This window comes from Ruminococcus sp. AF17-22AC, assembly GCF_003460065.1.
Classification (GTDB): Bacteria; Bacillota; Clostridia; order Lachnospirales; family Lachnospiraceae; genus Blautia_A.
Genome location: NZ_QRXT01000002.1, coordinates 89,009 through 109,342 on the forward strand (window position 1 = coordinate 89,009; position 20,334 = coordinate 109,342).

General features: G+C 36.8%; 18 protein-coding genes and 2 pseudogenes. 8 read left to right on the top strand and 12 right to left on the bottom strand.

The window, feature by feature from the left end:
• Window positions 1-8 precede the first annotated feature (8 nt).
• Both DWW86_RS03700 and DWW86_RS03705 read right to left on the bottom strand, forming a co-directional pair.
• Entirely contained in the window at window positions 9-719 is a 711-nt protein-coding gene (locus DWW86_RS03700; protein WP_055151488.1) for a conjugal transfer protein TrbL family protein, read from the bottom strand.
• 24 nt (window positions 720-743) lie between these two features.
• Window positions 744-1,124 carry a fimbrial protein gene (locus DWW86_RS03705; protein WP_330415505.1) on the bottom strand — a complete coding sequence of 127 codons (381 nt, stop codon included), beginning with the start codon at window positions 1,122-1,124 and terminating at the stop codon, window positions 744-746.
• A 1,011-nt stretch (window positions 1,125-2,135) separates the two neighbouring features.
• Between DWW86_RS03705 and DWW86_RS03715 the strand changes: the two genes are divergently transcribed.
• From DWW86_RS03715 to DWW86_RS03745, 7 genes are all read left to right on the top strand, one after another.
• Window positions 2,136-3,758, top strand: coding sequence for an ATP-binding cassette domain-containing protein (locus DWW86_RS03715; RefSeq protein ID WP_117942317.1), 1,623 nt, complete (start codon window positions 2,136-2,138; stop codon window positions 3,756-3,758).
• Window positions 3,759-3,895: 137 nt separating this feature from the next.
• On the top strand, window positions 3,896-4,996 hold the full coding sequence (locus DWW86_RS03720; RefSeq protein ID WP_117942318.1) for a radical SAM/SPASM domain-containing protein: 1,101 nt from the start codon (window positions 3,896-3,898) through the stop codon (window positions 4,994-4,996).
• Window positions 4,997-5,005: 9 nt separating this feature from the next.
• Window positions 5,006-5,845: a PqqD family protein gene (locus DWW86_RS03725; protein WP_117942319.1), complete on the top strand. Its 840-nt coding sequence runs from the start codon at window positions 5,006-5,008 to the stop codon at window positions 5,843-5,845.
• Window positions 5,846-5,941: 96 nt separating this feature from the next.
• The gene (locus DWW86_RS03730) at window positions 5,942-6,136 is read left to right on the top strand and encodes a hypothetical protein (protein WP_117942320.1); all 195 of its coding nucleotides are present in this window, start codon (window positions 5,942-5,944) and stop codon (window positions 6,134-6,136) included.
• A gap of 87 nt (window positions 6,137-6,223) precedes the next feature.
• Complete coding sequence (locus tag DWW86_RS03735; RefSeq protein WP_117942321.1) at window positions 6,224-6,562, top strand: SdpI family protein; 339 nt, start codon at window positions 6,224-6,226, stop codon at window positions 6,560-6,562.
• A gap of 151 nt (window positions 6,563-6,713) precedes the next feature.
• Complete coding sequence (locus DWW86_RS03740) at window positions 6,714-8,126, top strand: methyltransferase (protein ID WP_173819807.1); 1,413 nt, start codon at window positions 6,714-6,716, stop codon at window positions 8,124-8,126.
• A gap of 16 nt (window positions 8,127-8,142) precedes the next feature.
• On the top strand, window positions 8,143-9,522 hold the full coding sequence (locus DWW86_RS03745; RefSeq protein ID WP_117942323.1) for a B12-binding domain-containing radical SAM protein: 1,380 nt from the start codon (window positions 8,143-8,145) through the stop codon (window positions 9,520-9,522).
• A gap of 710 nt (window positions 9,523-10,232) precedes the next feature.
• Here DWW86_RS03745 and DWW86_RS03750 read toward each other — a convergent pair.
• The 10 genes and pseudogenes from DWW86_RS03750 to DWW86_RS03795 all read right to left on the bottom strand — a co-directional run.
• Window positions 10,233-10,421: pseudogene (locus DWW86_RS03750) on the bottom strand (IS256 family transposase); the annotation flags it as partial.
• Window positions 10,422-10,510: 89 nt separating this feature from the next.
• A complete protein-coding gene (gene tnpC, locus DWW86_RS03755; RefSeq protein WP_117494623.1) occupies window positions 10,511-12,139 on the bottom strand; it encodes an IS66 family transposase in 1,629 nt (542 codons plus the stop codon).
• A 121-nt stretch (window positions 12,140-12,260) separates the two neighbouring features.
• A complete protein-coding gene (gene tnpB / locus DWW86_RS03760) occupies window positions 12,261-12,608 on the bottom strand; it encodes an IS66 family insertion sequence element accessory protein TnpB (protein WP_117942324.1) in 348 nt (115 codons plus the stop codon).
• Complete coding sequence (gene tnpA, locus DWW86_RS03765; protein WP_117494621.1) at window positions 12,602-13,018, bottom strand: IS66 family insertion sequence element accessory protein TnpA; 417 nt, start codon at window positions 13,016-13,018, stop codon at window positions 12,602-12,604. The genes tnpB and tnpA overlap by 7 nt, the downstream gene beginning before the upstream one ends.
• A gap of 127 nt (window positions 13,019-13,145) precedes the next feature.
• A pseudogene (locus tag DWW86_RS03770) lies at window positions 13,146-14,177 on the bottom strand (IS256 family transposase); the annotation flags it as partial.
• 147 nt (window positions 14,178-14,324) lie between these two features.
• A complete protein-coding gene (locus DWW86_RS03775) occupies window positions 14,325-15,254 on the bottom strand; it encodes an RNA-binding protein (RefSeq protein ID WP_117942325.1) in 930 nt (309 codons plus the stop codon).
• A 25-nt stretch (window positions 15,255-15,279) separates the two neighbouring features.
• Window positions 15,280-17,280, bottom strand: a complete 2,001-nt coding sequence (locus tag DWW86_RS03780) for a VirD4-like conjugal transfer protein, CD1115 family (RefSeq protein WP_117942326.1) — start codon at window positions 17,278-17,280, stop codon at window positions 15,280-15,282.
• Window positions 17,270-18,376 carry a hypothetical protein gene (locus tag DWW86_RS03785; RefSeq protein ID WP_004223623.1) on the bottom strand — a complete coding sequence of 369 codons (1,107 nt, stop codon included), beginning with the start codon at window positions 18,374-18,376 and terminating at the stop codon, window positions 17,270-17,272. Before DWW86_RS03785 ends, DWW86_RS03780 begins: the two co-directional genes overlap by 11 nt.
• 139 nt (window positions 18,377-18,515) lie before the next feature.
• The gene (locus DWW86_RS03790) at window positions 18,516-19,181 is read right to left on the bottom strand and encodes a DUF6100 family protein (protein WP_181985299.1); all 666 of its coding nucleotides are present in this window, start codon (window positions 19,179-19,181) and stop codon (window positions 18,516-18,518) included.
• Window positions 19,182-19,188: 7 nt separating this feature from the next.
• A complete protein-coding gene (locus DWW86_RS03795) occupies window positions 19,189-19,719 on the bottom strand; it encodes a DUF5697 family protein (protein WP_117942328.1) in 531 nt (176 codons plus the stop codon).
• 400 nt (window positions 19,720-20,119) lie between these two features.
• Here DWW86_RS03795 and DWW86_RS03800 point away from each other — a divergent pair, with 400 nt between their 5' ends.
• A complete protein-coding gene (locus DWW86_RS03800; protein WP_114002469.1) occupies window positions 20,120-20,293 on the top strand; it encodes a plantaricin C family lantibiotic in 174 nt (57 codons plus the stop codon).
• Window positions 20,294-20,334: the final 41 nt, after the last annotated feature.

Genomic DNA, 20,334 nt, shown 5'->3' on the forward strand with positions numbered 1-20,334 from the left:
CCTCCTTCCTAGAGTGATAAAGGGTTTGCAAGGAATGTTCCCACCATGGAAGTAAACAGCCGCAAACACCAGGCGTTCATTAAAAGCAAAAAGAACTGTCCGCCGAGCATACGGCACCAGCTCTTAAAAATATTTCCAGTAGCCTGGGAAGCACCTGTGGAAAATGCAACAGGTGCGGTGTAGACCAGAACTCCAAGCAGTATATAACGTTCCGCAGCTTCAAAAAGCAGCTTGATGTAATTCCAGGCAAGGATCAGTACCAGTATGAGGGCAACAATGGCAACAGCACCGTTGGCACATACTCCCAGGATGACTGTGATTACAGAATTAAACTTGGCAAATTCCAGTGGTGGAAGATCTTCAGTCAGAATCCAGCTATACGGGGTTCCTGCAATATTCAATAGAAGATCCACAATGTCTTTGGCATAGAATGTCAGGAAAAGGAACATAAATGTCCGCAGTGATAATTTGATTGGATCTTCAGCGTCAATCCCTGTCCCCATAAAATAATTCTTAAAAAGCTGCCAAACCCAGTTTAAAAGGATGAGTCCGATAGCCAGTGCCAGAAAAATCTGGTACATTGTTTCCGCTGCTGGAAAATACCGGAGAAAAGTATCCATGGAACATCCCAGTGCACCCAGAACAGAAGTAGTAATCAAATCCAGAATGTTCATGACCTGTTCGGCAATCCATTCTACAATTCCGTCAAGTATTCCCATGACAGAGCCACCTCCTTATCTGCATTATCCATTCCACTGCCCGCCGGCAAAGAACGGAGTGATGTAAGCCATGATAAATCCCAGACCATTGAGAATAGCCCATGTAATGATGATTCGTTTGAGCCATGCCCTGGATTCATCCACGGTTTTTCCGGATTTGGAAAAATTCATCAAAAGCAAAGCAACCGATGCAGTTACAACAGCCGCAATGGTGGAAATCAGGATAATCTGGTTATATACGTCTTTCATGATTTCTGAAGCTTTGTCCCAGATGGTAGCAGCCATAACGGGTTGTACATTACAGGCAATCAGAGTAAAGACAAGGAAGGCAGTATAGAGATATTTGCCATAGTTCCAATGATGTTTCATGCCCGGTGGTGCTTCTTTGTGAGTATGGTTTTTCAAGTAAATGAACCTCCTTCATAAAAAGAGGGCAAAGTGAGATCTTTCACTTTGCCCTGGCTTATAGTTTTCCTGCCTCATAGAAGCTTCCGTCCGGTCAATACGGAGGAACGCTTATTCTATATTTAGTTGTAATACTCCTTTCCATGCACGAAAAAACGCAGCTTGCACCAGAGAAGAGGCATTCCCTGGAAAGCTGCGTTTTCGCTACATACAATTTTGACAGTATCATTTTAACATGGGTAGATTTCCCTGTAAATCGCAGAAGTGTGCCAAGTTGGGACAAAACATAAGAAATAAATATGCCATATAGGAAGAAAAAAGTTCGATTTAGACAAAAAATATGGGCAAAATATAGAAAATATTGTAATGTGGGAAAAACAAAAAATAATCAATTTTCTCAATAAGAGTCTAATTAGAATATATAGTGTTGATTATTATGTGTGGTAGAGTTATGAATTCACTAATCTTGGAACTGGTAGAACAAAATTATCAATCGGGAGGCAGGTTCTATTTTACAGAATAGTGGATCTTAAAGGTTGACTTTATGGTTTAGGAAAAGTATTAAAATGTGCTAATAATTATATTGGAATGGTGAAAATAAATATGATAAGTGTTAAAAAACTAATAGAGTATATTTCCATGGAATCTATTATAAAAAAACGTATAGTAATTCGACTTGATGAAAATAAAAGTTTGACAGAGATACCAGAAGGGATTGTAGAACAAAAATGCTTCTACAAAATTAATTATTATCTTTTTCTATTTATTGCTTTATCAAGTAAACGTAAAAACAAGATCATAATAGATATAAAGCAGATATCAAACTTTATTTGTATTACTTGGTACTATGAATACCATAATAATAAAATTCTATTATCATTATTTTTAAAAATATTAAATAGAAATTTTAAACGAAATGATAAGTACATAGCATATTTAGATAATAAATTTTTTATGTGGCTATGCTGACTTGATTTTTAATTTTATAAAAATTAATGAGGAGATAAAACATTGTATAAATTATTAAAGGATAGTTTAAAAATAAGAAGATACCTTCTAGTAACAATTTTAGTAATACAATTCATATCGGTTATATTATCTACTTTATTACCGTATATGAACGGAATGTTTGTTGATATGCTTATAGACATAAAGAATGTTGAAGAGGTCATAAAATACGCAATAACTATTGCTGGGGTGGGGATTATTTCACTATTTTTGTCATATATATATAACTTAAAAATAATGAAGGTTAAGAATAATATTTCATTTGAAATAAATAGTCGGGGCATACTCCATCTGCAGAAAATTCCTTTAGAGATTGAATATGAACCTACATATATGACGCAACGCTTAAATTCGGATAGTAGAATAGTGGTTGATTTCTTTTTTGATAAAATTATTACTGCTACTATTAATTTATTCGTAATGTTTTTTCTGATAAGTTTGTTATTTTATTTAAGTAAACCGATTTTTGGGGTTACAGGAGTATTTATTCTTATATATATTTTTATTTATTTGCTTTTAAAAGGGGAAATTTATGAAAGAAATTACAAATTTAAGGAAAATCAAAGTGATTTTTTTAATACGTTGAATGAGCAATTAGTATTACGTGAAGAAATTAAAGTGCATTCTATTTTTAATATATTTGGAAAAGTTTTAAATAGCAGTTATAAGAGTTTTTTTTGGCATGCATATAAAGCATATCAAGTCGGACTTCTATTTCAAACATTGGATCAAATTGTTTGTGTGTGTTTCCAAGCAATAACCCTAATATTGGGAGGGGCATTAGTTTTGAAAGGTCAATTATCAATTGGCCAATATACAATAATTAATATATATTTTTTAAATCTTTTAACGCTGATTAAATACTTTTTCGGATTGGGAAAAGAATATCAAGACGTGAAAAGTTCTATTGACCGTATAAATGAAATTTTTAGTATTCCGCTTGAAAATAATGGGACAGTCTGTCTGGAAAAAATAAAAGAAATAGATATAAAGAATTTTTGTATAAGAAATCTTTTTTGCTTTAACGAAAAGCTAGAAGTGAATAATATGTATGTTGTTACTGGAGAAAATGGGATAGGTAAAACAACATTTTTAAAAGGAATGTTGGGATTATTTAATGAATATACAGGGAATGTTTATTATTCAGATGAAAATTTAGGGAAAATAGATAAATTCTATTTAAGGAAAAATAATATATCAGTTATGCTACAGAATGAAAAAGTTCCATATATGAATGTCGAAGAATATTTATGTAAATTTTTGGATAAGAATTCTTTAAAGAAAATTAAAGACGAAATAATACAAATAGGTGGAGGAGAATTATTAAATAAAATTCACTTAGAAGAGCTAAGAAAGAAAAATTTGCAGCAGATTTCAGATGGAGAAAGACAAATAGTTTTATGTTTGAGAACTATTTTGAAAAAAGCAGATATATATTTGTTGGATGAACCTACCACAAATCTTAGTATAGAAATTGCTAATTTATTTTTAGATTTTTTATTGGAAATAAAGAAGAAAAAAATAGTCTTAATAATAAGCCATGACGAAATGGTTATTAATAAAGCTGATATGAAAATAAAAATATCTAAAAATTTAGTAGAGAAGGTGAAAATAATGAAAACGTAGAAATATTGCAGCATTTAGTATTGTGTAGAAAAGTGAAACATTTGCAAGGCTTTATGAATAATTCAATATTATATAAAATTTAGAACACTAAAGTAGTGGAAAGGAGAAAGATGTATTGTGCATCTGTATAATGGGAGATGGGTAAATATTATAAATATAAAAATTTAGAAGAAAATAGGTTCCAGGAATTTGATAAAAGTGATATTTTATCAGGACCATTACACATAGCGATAGATATTACTAATAAATGTAATGCAAAATGTTTGCATTGTTTTAATAGGAGTGGGAACGGATTGTTGCGTAACGAGATTTCAGACAGAGAAATGTTAGAAATATTTAAAGAAATAGCAGTGATAAAACCATTTTCTACATGCTTTTGTGGAGGCGAACCAATGATGAAATATGATTTAGTTTTGCGAGCAACAGAAGTCTTAAAAAATGGTGGAGTCCCGAATATAGCAATGGTTACAAATGGTTGGTTTTTAACTAAAGATAGAGTAATAAGTTTACGAAATGCTGGTCTTACACATATACAACTTAGTCTGGACGGAAAAGATGCAAAAACGCATGAACGTATGAGAGGGATTAATGGAATTTATGAAAAAGTATTGGATGCTTTAAATTTTATTGATGATGCAGGAATTTCCTCGGCAGTTGCTTTTAGTCCGACACAATTTAATATCAAGCAATTTCCAGAGGTAGTTGAATTGCTTCAAAAATTTGAAAATCTAAGGGAAATTAAAGTTCAGCCTTTGATGCCATTGGGAAAAGCGGTTGAAGGAAAAAGTGAATTATTTGCATCGGAAGAGGAATATAGAGAATTAGTTGCATATATCGAAAGATTTAACGCTAAGAGAGATTATAATAACAAGTTTAGAATAGATTGGAGTGATCCTTTAGATCATCTCAGAAGATTTACTACATTAAATTTTAAAAATAATATATTTTCAGAGATAAAGTCAGATGGCAATCTTACAGCTTCAGCTTATATTCCAGTAACAGTGGGAAATCTAAAAAGACATTCTCTAAAAGATTATTGGAAAGCAGGATTAGGAAAAGTTTGGGATATTCCTGTAATTAGAGAACTTGCGGAGTTTGTGGTTTGTATAGAAGATATGAAATACGATTTACAAGAGCTGCCGAAAATTTTTTATGAAGATAATATTGAAATAGATTTAGTAGATGATGATATAATGCATCATCTTGAAGAATTTACACTTGAAAAATTATATAAATAGGAGAGAAAGATGTTTGATAGAAAATGTAAAGATTGCATAGTTTTGAAAAGGATTAAAAATGCTTTTGTTAGAGAAGAACTAAAAAACAGTGAATTGATAATTCAAAATGGTAAAACATACGATGATGCTATTATTATTAATGAGCAAGGAAAGGAAATCTTAGAATTTATAAATAATAAGAGAACAGTAGAAGAAATAATAAATTTAATGATACAAAAATATCCAGAGGTAGAAAAGGACGTGGTAGAGAACGATGTGTATTCTTTTTTATATGAGGGAGAAAGGCGAGAAATTATTAAAGTGAGAGGAGTAGAAAAAATGTATAAAGGACACGACATAAAAAGAATAAATGATTTTGAAATATATAGATGTAGTGAAGGTGATTTAAAGTTAATTTATAAAATTTTAAACGATCAAGATACTATTTTAGATATGAGAGATTATAATACACCTGAAGAATTGTATAATGCAATCAGTATTCGTGCAAAAGTATTTATGTATGTGGAAGATTATTATTTACTTAGAAAAGAGGATGAAATCTATGGAGTTATTAGTATTGTAAATGGAAAAGTTTACATAAATCAAACATCATTTATAGGAAAGATAGTTTTAACGAAGAGTTTCAACCAGCAAGTTTTAAAAGATTTTATTGGCAGTGTTTTAATCAATTATAAAAATGAGGTGAAAAAGGATAGTAAAAAGATACGTATTAGTTTTGAAAATAAAGATACAGAGATATATAAAGAGCTTATTCAGAGCTTAATAGAATTATCTTTTATTAAAGTAGCAGAATTAAAAGATGAACTGACAATTGGACAAGATGTACTAATATACGATTATTTTTATTAAGTCTGTTCCTTGGACGAATTAAACGATAGTATGGTAATACCTTACTGATTGTGAGGAATATTAACCATAAATACTTTTCAGTAGGAGGTGATACGTATGTATGAAAGTCCGGAAATGTACAGTTTGGCTCAAGATGGACAGAGAGGATCTGTAGCAGCCAATACAAATTGGGTAGGAAACGCTGAGGGCGTAGCCAATGCTATAGGATATGCAAATGCGGCTGTTGCAACATTGGCAGGTGTTGCAGTAGTAGTATTAGCAGTTGTTGGAGCTGTATTTACAGTGAAATGATGGTGAGCTAGTGGAGAGAGTTTAGACAGAATATTATTATTGAAATGAGGTTCTTCTAACTCTCTCTGAGTAGAAAAGGAGATAATTATGAGTAATTTAGAAATATTCTTCACACTTTGCATTCCAATTCTGCTTGTTGGATTAGGAATGGGGATGAAAACAAAGACGCCAAAAAAAAATAGGTGGATTGGTTGGAGGACACCTGCGGCAATGAAAAATGAAACCATTTTTAAGAAAGCCAATATATATGCTGGTAAAATTATGTTTAGATATGGATTTGTAATTTTAATATTAACAAGTATAATTGATATTATATTAAGATATGAAAGCATAGGTTCATTTATTACTCCATGGGTTTGTATGGCACAAATAATTATGTGTGTTTTAATGATTAGAAAAATCGAAAGAAAAATTAGAAAATTTTGAAGTGTTTTATAAGCATGTATAAATAATTATAAGATAAATTGTAATGCAGAGAAAAGTAAATCAAAGGTCTTATTCTTTAAAATGAGTTTAGAATATATAGGACTATTTTGCTTAAGAGATTCTGTTAAACATGATTGACAAGGAGAAAACAATGATAAGAATAAATATAGAAAAAATTAAAAAATTAAGAAATTATTTAGATGATACTTGCTATGACACATTAAACCAAAAAATCAGGCAGCATCAGAATTATTTTTTTAATCCCTTACCAAATGAATATGATAATATTCAATTAGAATTGTTAAAGCTAAAAAAAGACAAAAGAGTATTGTTGAAATTATTATTGCTAGGAGATAAGATTGAATTAAATGAGATTGAAAATACAATTGGTACCGAGTTCCTGAATTTATTGATTGAATTAGGGATTGTTATAAAAAGTGATGGTTATGTTCAGACGGACAGTTATATTATAATTTCCTTTTTGGATAAATATTTTTTAGTGGGATTACCTTATAATAATCCTAATTGCAGGATAAAGGATCCATCTGTTTATATAGGCATGGATACATATAGATTAACAGAGAATATAACATCTAAACGAGTAGATAAAGTTTTAGACCTATGTGCCGGAAGTGGAATTCAAGGAATTTGTGCTGCTAATAAGGCTAATAGTGTTACCTTGGTAGAAATTAATCATAAAACAATTCCCTTTACAAAATTTAACATTGTTTTAAATAATGTTGAGGATAAGGTAAGAGTGAAAGAAGGATCTTTATATGAAAATCTTGGTAATACAACATTTGATGAAATATATGTAAATCCACCTTTTATTGCTGTGCCACAAGACTGGAATTTTCCAATAGCAGGAAATGGGGGAGAAAATGGTTTAGAAATTACATTGAATATTATACGGGGGTATAAAAGGCATTTAAATATCAATGGGCGAGCATATATGGTAGGAGAAGCAATAGGGACAGAAAAAGAACCGTTTTTAATAGATGAGTTACGTACAGAATTAGGCAATGATTTTAAAATAACGGTGATTTTAGATTTTAAATTCTCAATTGAGGCACATTTAAGAAGATCATCTTATGTTGCTATAAATATGGGTAAAATGAATGGTAAAAATGCTGATGAATTGTTTGAAAAATATAAAGACTGGATAAAAAAAGTTAATGCGACTTCTGTGTATAACTATTATTTAAAAGTAGAAAGAACGCAGCCGGCACAGGGAAGCATAGAAGTCATCAATATGACAACCACATGGTCAAAAGATGATGTTCCAGTTTTAAAAAATAATAAAGACTTTCAAATCCAAAAGTTTCCCCAATATTATGCCATTTGTAGAAACGGAAAAATAATTGCGCAGTTAGATGATGCAACATTAACATTTATAAAAAAGATAGATGGTAAATTGACAATAGAAGAAATATATCAAAAACTTTGCGAAGAAAATAAGAATGTAGCAAACTATTTGCCAAGAGTAGAAGCAATAGAAAGCTTAGCGGAAGCGTGTGGAACTTTAAAAGCAAGAAACATTATTGAAAAATGCAATAGAAATTAGCGGAGAGTAGGAATATATGAAAGTATTATATTTATTTTTGCCGGTTCATCCAAAATGTAATACAATTGGAATGCGCTCAATGCCACCACTGGCACTTTATTATTTAGCTACCATTTTAGAAGATAATGGAATTGAGGTGGATATTGTGGATCCGTCCATAATTTCTAGGTCACAATATTTTGATACGAATGTAGAAGCTAAAAAATTTATTGGAAATTTATTTGACAATAAAGAGTATGATGCTATTTTGTTTTCTGCTACAACGGGGAATTGGGGTGTAACCAAAGAAATGATACAACAAATACATGAAGAGTTTCCCAATATACCTATTTGTGTAGGAGGGATTCATGTATCTTATTTTGCAAGATATATAATTACAGGTATGCCGTATTTAATAGCCTTGAAAGGAGAAGGAGAAAAGAATATTGTAAGTGTAATACAAAATGTAAAGAATTATAATGAGTTAAAAAAAATTCCCAACATTGTGTTTTATGATGGGGAACAAGTAGTAGAAACTGTAAAAAATGAATTAATGGAAATCAAGGAGTTGCAGGAAATTAAAAACGTTGACTATTCTAAAGTACCTAAAAATAGTTATGGGTGTATAGGGTTAGAAACTTCTAGAGGCTGCAGATTTAGATGCGTTTTTTGTTCTGTTTTGTACAAACATATATGGAGAGGATTGACGGAGCAATATGTTGTAAATAATATTATGTCTCAAGTAGAAACTATAAAAGAAAAAACAAAAAGTAATTATGCGAAAATATACTTTGTCGATGACTGTTTTACGGCAGATGTTAAAAGAGCTAAGAATATTTTGAATTTACTTTCAAAAAAGAGTTTGGATCTAAGAATATCATTTGAGGCTAGGGTAACTGATTTAATGCAGGTTGGATTTTTGGAAAATATTCCCGAGAAAATTATAGATAATATTCAAATTGGTGTAGAAGCTGGTTACAATGAAGGGCTTAAAAAAGTTAGAAAAGGGATTACTATAGCACAGTTAGAGGAATGTGCGGAACATTTATATGAGTTGGATCTACAAGACAAAGCTTTTTTTTCTTTTATTATAGGATTTCCTTGGGAAACAATTACGGAAATAAAAAGTACAATTTCTACAGCAGCCTATTTATATGATAATTTTAAAATTTTAGCAAATATTAATTGGTTGTGGTTAATGCCTTCTGACTTGTGGGATGAAAGACAAAACTATGGAATAGAGGTTAACGAAAGTATATTTGATGATCCATTATGGTTTATTAATAGAGAATATTTTATGGAAACACATCCTAATATTGAAATAAAGGATATTAGAGCTGTTGAAGAATTGATAAAATATTATGCAAATAAAGGGATACGATTAGCATATACTGGAGTATTGTTTGATTTAGAGTAATATTCAAATGATTTTTTAATAGAGATTTAATCTATACTTCTTATGAGTTGTAGTTGAGGTTATATAATAGGGACAAGAAAATATTTTATAATGTGCGAAAAGTTGGGGAAGTCTAAAACGAGAAGAGTATAAGAGAAATGTTGGCAACTTTCCAGAGCTTGTTTGATAACTTTTGGTGAAAATTCAGTCAGTTAAGGCTTTGGGTTTTTCAGGGTGAATAACCCGTTGTTTCCACCTGCATAGCAGATGCCTGAAACAGGATAAAGCCCATACTCTCCTTAATTACGCTTGCACCTAAAATGATAGATGCAAGCGTTTTACTTTATTTTAGTTTGAGACGTAGGTGCTTAATTTTGAGTAACTTCCAATTTTATCCTTTGAGGGTGTAAAAATTCTTGTGTCTATGGAAAGTAAATCTTTTTGATAAGAAATAGATATGTAAAATTTTGCTGTCGAATTAATGATTATGCGGCTGTCGAATATATCTTTGTACTTACAGTATTGCCATGTAGGAAAATTATATACATCATTTTCGATTTTTTTGCATAACAAGTAAGGCATCATGATTATTACCTTTTGTGGGCTCTGCCCACACCCGACCTCTGGAATAGAATCGGAAATTTCTGGCAATAATATAAATGCCGAAGGAATAGACAGAGAGCAGGAATGAGGGGCTTAAAAGAGCTTCCCATTCCTGCTTTTCTTTTCTCTTACAGATAAGTGGTAAGCCGTTCTCCATAAAGGACGATCAGCTGATTCAATACCTGATCCCAGTTCCGGTATCTCTGCGTCCACTTTTTGACTACGTTCTCGCTGGCAAGATACAGCATCTTTTCTAATGCAGAATCACTTGGGAATACGCTTTTTGTTTTCGTGACTTTCCGATACTGGCGGTTTAATCGTAAGCGCTTAATTTTCAGGTATTACCAGAAAAATATCCGACTACTTTTCAGCAGTCGGAGTACCTTGACAATTCACATATAATTGATTATTCGTTGGAGTTTTCTACCAGTCGTTTGAGTTCTGCCTTGACATCTTCATTCCATGGAGCCAGCTGATCCAGCTCCTCGTCACTCATACTATCATTAGGCTGTTTCTCAAGTAGATAAGTCAGATAGTGATAGACGTTTACTCCATTTGCCTTTGCCATTTCTACCATAGTATAAACAATGGCACTGGCCTGTGCACCGTTCGGAGTATCACAGAACAGCCAGTTTTTACGGCCTACTGTAAAGGGGCGGATCGCATTCTCACTGAGATTATTAGAAAAACTACATCTGCCATCTTCCAGATAGGTCATAAGATAGGAGCGGCGGTTTTGGATATAGGTGACTGCCTTATCCATCCGGGATCCCCGGGTAGGTTTCTGCATGTCAAGCCACGACAAAAAGCCCTCAATGACAGGCACTTCTTTTTCAAGGCGTGCTTTTTTGAGAGAATCGAAGGTTGTACTTTTTGCCTTGATCGTTTCTTCCAGACGGAAGAGACGGTCGATATACAGGATACCCTGCACAGCAGGCTGGCCGTAATCCAGGTTTTTCCCTTTCGGGACTGCATCCACCAGGTACCTGCGTATATGTGCCCAACAGGCAGTACGTTTTGCATCCGGCACTTTGTTGTACCCGCTATACCCATCGCACATCAGGTAGCCTTTGAATCCCTGCAGGAATTCAACCGCGTTATCCCCGGCGCGGGTTTCCGAGTATTTATAGAGGATGATTGGTACACCACCATCTTCCCCGCTGCGGAAAAGCCACATATAGGATTTCGACTGGGCCCGGCGCCCCGGTTCATGCAGTACCTGCAGGGGCGTTTCGTCTGCCATTGCGAATTCCCGCTCCAGCAGTTTCCGGCGGAAGTATTCATACATCGGACGAAAGAATGCATCTGAATTAAGGATAACCCAGTTTGCCATGGTTGCCCTTGTGATGGATGCACCATACTGTTTCCAGTCTTTTTCCTGACGGCAGTAGGGCAGGCTGTTGCAGAACTTCTGGTACATCACCCATGCAATTGTGCCAGCCGAAGCCATCCCATAGAGCAAATGCGGTTTTCCATCTTTTCCTTTTTTGATAACAGAAAGACCGCGTTTACTGCATTCCGGGCATTCATAGCTGACACTGTAGTATTCGATGACTTTCAGCTTTGCCGGGATAAAGACCAGTTCACGGCGTACAAACTCCTCACCGATCCTTTTCAGCGGGGCATTACAGGCCGGGCAGAACCTGTCCTTTTCCGGGATATCCAAATATTCCTTTTTTACAGGCAGACCCTTAAAACGTTCTGCATTTGTTGCGCGGGCGTTCCTCTTTTTTTCGGGAAGCAGTGCAGCCATCTCCTCGGCTTCAGCGGCCGCAGGATCCTGTTCCATTTCAGCTTCGTTGAAAAGGTTCAGCTGTCCCGGAAGATCGGCGGAACGTTTTTCGCTGGAAGTGCCAAAGAGTTTTTTACGGAGAAGTTCCACTTCTTCTTTCAGGTTATCACGCTCCTGTGTAAGGGCTTCCTCCCGTTTATTTCCGGCATCGACAGTTGCCTGAAGAGTTTTTATTAAATTTTTCAGCTCTGTGATCATATCTTTCAGCTCACGCAGCTGGATATCTTTGGAACTGTCTGCCACTGCTTTTTCCTCCTGCTTTTGATATCTCTATTATATCAGAAAACAGACAGTGCTGCCAGTACAACAGGAAAACAGTGCACCCTAAAAAATGCTGAACGTACAGGGAAAACAAGCGGTTTTATTACCTTGCACAGGATGTTTTGATCGCTTTCGGCTGCTCAATATCAATGCCTGACATCAGCCAGTCGAATTCCCTCCATGTGAGGTTCCGGACTTCTGATTTATTTCTTGGCCATCGGTAAGAACCCTGGGCTGTCAGTCTTTTGTAGATCATAACGATCCCGTCAGGTTCTTTTAAGATGGCTTTGATCCTGTCACATCTTCGGCCACAGAAAAGATAAAGTGCGTGGTCGATCTCCATGGAAAACTGATCCTGGATGATCGCACATAATCCATCAATAGATTTGCGCATATCTGTTCTGCCGCAGACGATATAAATGGCATCGACATTTGAGATATCCGCTAACATAATGGCTCCTTCAGCGCATCCATCAGGATCTTCAGAAGGGAAGGATGAACGGTATTGCTCATCCGGATCATCAGTCCTCTGGCTTCGATCTCGATCGTATGTGGATTATCAAGGTACATGGAACTGTTATCTTTATCTGAAACCAGTTCTGCCGGAGGAGTTTCCGGCTCTATAGCGATCTGGACCACATCCTGTTTATGGGATGTAAGATCAAGGGTACTGGCTTTGTTAGCCGATTCTGGGATCTGACAGGCCTTTTTACGCAGGCGTGTGACCGCATTGTAAAAACAGCTGGGAGAGATCCCGTGTTCATTACACCATGCGGCATCAGTAAGCCCGCTCTGTCTGCACTGGATCACCAGTTCCATCCATTCATCCAGAGAACGCCCTGGGGCACGTTTACTGCTCATAATGAAACCTCCAAGTATAGTAATTGACCACTTCCTATCTACGAAGTGGAGTAAAAAACTATTTACTATCAATCATTATGAACTACAAAACGGCAAATGTATAGTTACCCAAGAATTAAGCGCTTACGTTTAATCCTTCTATGATATTTGTCGTGTACATAATACGCCTGATATCATTAGAAAACTGGAAAAAGGAACTTACATCTTCCCAATTATTTTCCCAGTTACTGATCGCATACGGATATTTCTTCCCCCATTTTTCTTTCATGTTCTCCAACTCTGTTAAAGCGGCTGTTTCGTTCGGAGCATTGTACACTTCTTTGAAATCCGAGGAAAACTTTTTCAGATCATTATAATTTACATATTTGAAAGAATTGCGGAGCATATGGATCACACATCTCTGGATCTCTGCCTGCGGATAGACTGCCTGAATAGCTTCTTTAAAACCCGGAAGACCATCCACGCAGAAGAAAAGAACATCTTTTACTCCGCGGTTCTTAAGATCATTGAGCATTCCAAGCCAGAACTTGCTGGTTTCATTTGCACCTACTGTGATGCTGAGAATATCTTTGTATCCCTCCACTGTAACACCAAGCACTACATACGCAGCACGACTCAGGATCCTGCCATCCTCACGTACTTTATAATGAATACAGTCCATAAAGACAAACGGATAAACCGGGTTCAGAGGACGGGACTGCCATTCTTTAACCTGAGGAAGTATCTTGTCTGTGATCTTGCTGACCATTTCAGCTGACAGCTCAATCCCATAAAGATCCTGAAGCTGGTCGTGGATGTCACGTGTACTCATACCACGGGCATATAAAGATATCACTTTTTCCTCAATCCCGGAAATATCTCTCTGGTATTTAGGGATGAGTTTTGGTTCAAACTCACCGTTACGGTCTCTTGGTACGTCGATTTGAAATTCACCGTACTGACTCTTTAAGTTTTTTGTAGAATGACCATTTCTTTTATTGTCTGTCTGTAGATCTCCCTTATGGTTTTTCTCGTAGCCAAGAGTTGCATCCAGTTCTGCCTCCATCAGTTCCTGCAGGATATCCTTGAAACTGTCTTTCAGAAGTGTGTATATATCTGCAACGCTATTAATGTTGTTTTCTGAGATAATCTGTCGAATTTGTTCCTTTGCAACTGCCATAAAAAATACTCCTTTTCGATAAGAATTGTCATATCTGAATTCTTACCAAAAAGGAGTTATTTTTTACCAAAAACACAAACTATTTTACACTACCTATCCTTTTATCGTTCATAATGATAGAAAATAGTTTTTTACTCCATCTTGATGTTAAATATTCTGTTTAATAATCCGAGTGATAATTCCAACTGCAACATTCCGTTCTTCATCAATATGTGTCACAACAAAGGACACCTTATCTTTCTTTCCAACGGTGCGGCTGTCGTAGCAACTATGAGCAATGGCGTTGACGCCCAATTCTAACCGGACAAAAACAGTTCCTTTGTGGATGTCTTCCACCGTTCCGGCATATTTTCCCTGTACCCGACAATTTTTCAGATTTTCTTTGCTGGTGTTGCCTTCCACGCTTTTTACATCTGCATGGATGGAGAGCGTTTCAGGGGAATCTCCATCTACGTTCAGAATACGTACCAAAATGTGTTCCCCTACCTGGAATCGCTCCCTGGCATCACCCAGCCAGTCAAAAGACAGATCTCTTGCAAGGATGGAAGTTTCTACACCAAAGATTTCTGCCCGGACTACTTTTTCAGCAACGGCAATGACCCTGGCCTGTACAATACGGTCTTCATGGATTTTAGTCTGCCCGGAAGAGTCCTGATCAAAATAGAAAATCTGACGTTTTTTCAGCATAGCATCTTTCCGGCTGGCAACGATGCTTCTGGATTTGGTATCCAGACCTTTGATAATGAAATCAATTTCGCAGCCAAGCATATTATTCAGAACCTTATTCTGGCGGAGGGAAATGTCACCGTAGTCATGGGCTTCATCTTGGACCAGATTGATCATCATTTCCGAGATAGGGATGACAGCCCGGTAATCCTTATAGTAAATAATTGCTATTAAGCTGCCGGCTTCGGTCTTTTCAATACCGCCCAGAATGCCGGTGAGAATTTTCCGGGTACGATAGGCATTTTGGATGTCATGCCAGATTAAATCCGCTTTTGATTGAGCAGTTTCTAATACAGTATCGGAGTCAAGGGTTAAAATAGGGGTGTTCAGGTTCATTGTTTCGTTTGCCATAAATGTTATCTCCTTTCAAAATGTGTTATGACATGATGGAATCTTTATCTAAAGGAACCATGCCAGATTCGGGGGAATCTTCTATAAAATTTTCCTGAAGGAAATCCTCCATAAAATCATCGGGAGTAGGTTCCTGATAAACGGGTTCGGATGTAAAATGTGGTTTCTGTTTTGCTATTGACGCAGAAGATGAACGGCGTTTCCTTTTGGCAGATTCGAATGAGGGCTGTGGTCGATAATCTGTTTCTTCCGAGGACCCATTTTTGCGCCATTCAGGTATGTGTTCCGATGCTTTTCTTGGTGTCAGCTTTTTGGCATCTGGATGCAGGGTATAATCGTACTTTTCTACTTTTAGGACTTTTTGCCCACGTAGGATAACCAAAGCAGTATCAAGCGGGAGCCGCAAGATTTCATCTGGTGTTAAGAGTTTCCGTTTGCCGATAGATTTTGTCTGCCGGTATTCCGGTGTATAGTCGGATACCCGCCAGCTATTGAGCTGTTTGGCTTCGCTGCTAACCCCTACGGTTACATCGCCGCTGCGGTTGCTGATAAAGGTAGCAGTAACTTCATCTGTGCAGCCCAAAAAGAGCTGGGTGTCACAGTTGCCGATAATTTCCTGCCATTGGTTATAAGGATAGCGGTTCTGCATCTGGGGTAAATTCTGAAAGATGCAGGAAATGCTGAGATTCCGGCTTCGGATTACACTAATCTTCTTATTCAATTCCAGGATAGCTCCGGTGTTAGCAAGCTCATCAGCCAGTATATGTACAGCAACAGGAAGTTTTCCTTCTTCTCCATATTTATCTGCATAACGGACCAGTTTGATGAAGATGAAGGTCATAAACAGGGAAGATAAGAAATCGAAGGTGCTGTCCTGGTCTGAGGTAATGCAAAAGTAAGCACATTTCTGTTTCCCTGGAAGTGTCAGATCAATCTCATCATAAGAGGTAATCTGCCGAATGAGTTTATTCTGAAATACCTGAAGTCTGGCACCCAATCCGATAATAACTCCGCTTCGCACGGTATCACTGGCTTGTTTGTAGATGCAGTAAGGAACTTTTGCTGGATGGGACACTGGGAGCAGATCAAAAAGACTGTTCAGCTCCTTTTCGGAACTCATGGTCAGCAGCTTATAAACCTGTCCGATATTTCTGGCTTCTGGCGGAAATCCCTGATCCACATAGAGAACCAGGGCTTTTAGCAGGTTCATCTCCGCATTATCCCAGAAATGATCTCCTTTTCCGGAACCTGTATTCTGGATAATGACATCTGCAAATACCTGAGCCATCGTTTCCTGTCCATTGATTTCACCCAGACAATTCCAACTATCCGAGTTTTCCGGATTGACCAGATTAAATGCTTTTACTACATAGCCTTCGTTTTCCAAATAAGCAGACATGCTTTCATAGAGTTCGCTTTTGGGATCGGTAATGATTAAACTTTCCCCGGAATTGCCTTCCTGCCCTCTGGCGACACACTGGAAAATCATATTCCTGGCAAATGCCCTGGATTTCATGGAACCACTGGCACCATACACGGCGATATTTTTATTCATTCGTGTCTGATATGGAAGACATACGGCTTTGCCATTCAATTTGCCTAAAATGGTTCCTTTATTTTTCTTTACATCTCCGGTCAGTTCCAAAACTTTCATCATTTCATCTGGAGTCATAAATCCGGATGTACCGTAGGTTCCTTTTGTAGAGTAATTTAAGTTCCGGTCATGGTCACTAATCTCCCCGTTTCTGTCATATCCCATACGCATAAGTAAAAAAGTAAGAAGCCCAAAGAGAACCAGGCAAAGAAAAATCCCATACAAATTGTATGGGAAATCGGTAAGGGCAGTATGAAAGCAGACCAATGGGTGTAAAGAAGCTGCTTGCGGATAGGTTCCGTTGCCGGCAAAGTTTCCGGCAGAAGTCCATTCCTGATAGTTTTTAATAAATTGTGCTGCGTATCCTCCGGCATACAGAGTGCAGACGCTTATGGGAAGCAAAAACAGGAACTTCCACCATTTACGGTTCATTGAAAAACCTCCTTTTAAACTTTTGAAAATCAATGCTGGAGAAGTGTATATCTGCAGTTAGGTATTTTTTCAGGCAGGGAAGCTGAAAGTCAAAGCAAATCAGGTTCCCGGATAGCCCATATACATTTAATCCAGTATTGAAGCGGTTGATACGCTGCATGTCAAAATCATACGCAAGCAAAATAGGGTTTTCCTGGCTGTCTATTCCATCATGTTCAATTGGCAGATCCTCACGCTGGGGAAAACAGTCGGACAGTAGTAACTGATTAAGCTGCATCATACGCTGGGGTTGTACCAATAAACGGAGCAGGTATTCTCCGTAGCTGTTATTGGGCAGGAAATAGAAGTGTTCATACGCAGTATCCAGCATGAACAGTGTTTTTTTGTATCCCCCGGTACTGGTAAGGAGACGGAAAGCCATATCCATATCACTGCCGGTCATGATGGCATAAACGGTAGGCGGGCCATGGTAAGGAAGTCCTTGAAGATAGTGCTGCAAAAAAGCATTGAGTCGGACTTCCGTTTTGTATTCCCATTTTAGAAGTGTATTTCCGGTATTATAAACAGCATAGACACAGTGAGGAGCCATCAGGATTCCCATACTACGGGAATTTTTGATTTTAGTAGTGGATGCTCCAAGATTTTTTATTTCCCTAGAAGAGTAAAACAGAGGAAGGCTTCGCATAGGAAACGTAGCCGCTTCGCCGGATTCAGAAAAAAGCAGGGGCTTTTCATCTGGAAAGAATGGGATTCCAGCATGGGAAAGCGTCAAATAGGTTTCTGCTTTTTGATGAAGTCGCAGCCGTCTTGGTAATTCGCTACGTATGAGGTTGGTTTCTGCATTTCCGGTTAAATAGTTTTGAAAACGACAGGAATTTTGCGAAAGCAGCAGTTCTTTTGCCCGTTTGGTAAGGCGATAACCTCGTAGGCCATCTTTATAGTGTGTTCTTATAAGCTTACTCTGCTTTAAATCTGTAACCACCTTCTCTGCATAGGAATCACTCTCAATCAATCTGTTAAGCTGTCCGGAAGGGAATTCCCCACATAGTCCAACCATTTCCAAAAGCTGATATTTTATAGAATCGGTTTTTATCAAATAAGCATCACCTCAGTTCGATTTTTACCTATGACAGCCTATACTTGGGTAAAGTAAGGGCGGTATTAAGCATAAAAAATGCAAAGAATATGGCTTCTTTGCAGAAAAATTACCTATATCGGAAAAAGAAAGAAAAATATCAGGAAATTTCCGATATGGTTTTGATAGACGATTTTCTATTTTTCAGCCAGCCAGGAAAGATTTCCGGTTCCATTACAAAGATAACGGTGTGATCGTAATTACCCAGTTCCGTAGTGTGATAGGAGTCGCAAAAGAGTCCTGTATCATCAACCAGAACATAGGAAGCGATAGTATCTAAAATCTGTTTGAACTCCAAATTATCGTAATCACGTATTCGTTGTAAAGAAAGGCTCTGGTCATAAATTTGACTGAAACAGACCACACATCTTTTATATAACGGAATAGAATGTTCTGTCACATAAGTCTGCAAGGCAAGGTTTAATGGCTCATGTAGAAAAGCGGTGTTGGTTCGCAATTTACGTTTGGGCAGTAGCCCTGACATGGTAATGGAAAGAACACTATTTGAAAAAGAGATTTTGATTCCCTGCACAGCCGCAGCCTGTTTCAGATAGTCTTTCTTTCCAGTATCAGTTGTGGTATATACCAGATTTCTGAGCTGGCAGGCAATCCTTTCAGAACGTAGGGCAGCACTGATACTCAGCTCTTCGTATTTGTCGGCATACGCTTGAATATCTGTTGTTTTCAATGCAAAAATAGTGTTGTGAAGTTTTTGGACTTCATCATCAATGCTCTGTAAACGGTCAAAAACAGTTTTGGTGTTCATACATACCTCATTTCTTTGCATAATAGCTGACAGATCCGGTAGAGGAGTCTACAAGGCAAAAGGCAATCACACCTGTGATATGAATTTTTGCAGCCTGTTCTTCCGATTCTAATACAACCAGCCGTTTTGCATCGCTTTTTGTCTGGCTTTCCGTGACATGATTGATAAGATATTCCTGCTCCTGGGGGACATAGAGGACTTCATACCACTCATCTTTAGAGAAAAAGTTCAATTTCACAGGAAATTCACCGTCAGTATGGTACACAATGGCGTTTTTGAAGTCCAAAAGCACCCAAAAGGATGCAATCATGCCATAATCAGGATTGTTTGCAGATTCCTGGCTGTCGCAGAGAAGCCCGTTCTCCTTATCATAGATAATGCGTTTTTGTTTTACCAGACTTGTGATCAGAGATTTGATAGACTCTCTGTTTTTGGAAAAGAGCCGTAAGACCTGTTCATATTGCAGCGAATGGTAAGTTGTAATGAACCGGAGCAGTTGGGCACCTTCCCCTTGATAGATTTCATTTCTTGTTTTCATGGTAATCTCCCTTCATTATATAATAGGAAGTTTTACTTACACTGTACGCACAGAATACGTTTTATTTTAGGGGAAGTACGCTGTACGTACTGTGTAAGTATTGGCTACTGTCAGCGAAAGGTTTATAGGTACAAAAAAAGCACCGATTAGGGTGCTGCTAAAAATAGGAATACTATAAGCAATACTTATTGTAACATGGGTAAAATTACCCTTCAATCGCAGAAGTGTGCCAAGTTGTGGCATATTTAGGAAATGATAAAGACAGTTGAAAACCAATTAGGAAGAAAAAATGTCAATCTATACCAAAAATAAAGACGAAATTCGGAGATAGGATATAATAAAAATTAAGATACTTAGGTATCAAAAGGCCCTAGTTCTGAAGAAAGGAATGGTGGATATTATGAGAAAATTTGACAGAACAAATATGAAATATAACAACCCGGCTGGAGATCTTTTGACAGAATTAGAAGCAGCAGATTTGACAAGTAACAAAGTTGATAGTTTAGCTTCATCAGGTGTGGTTTGCACAATTTCTGTTGAATGCGGAAGTATTTTTACACTTGCTTGTTGCTAATTAACCAAAGATGATTTTAGAACTAGGGCCTGGATTAAGAG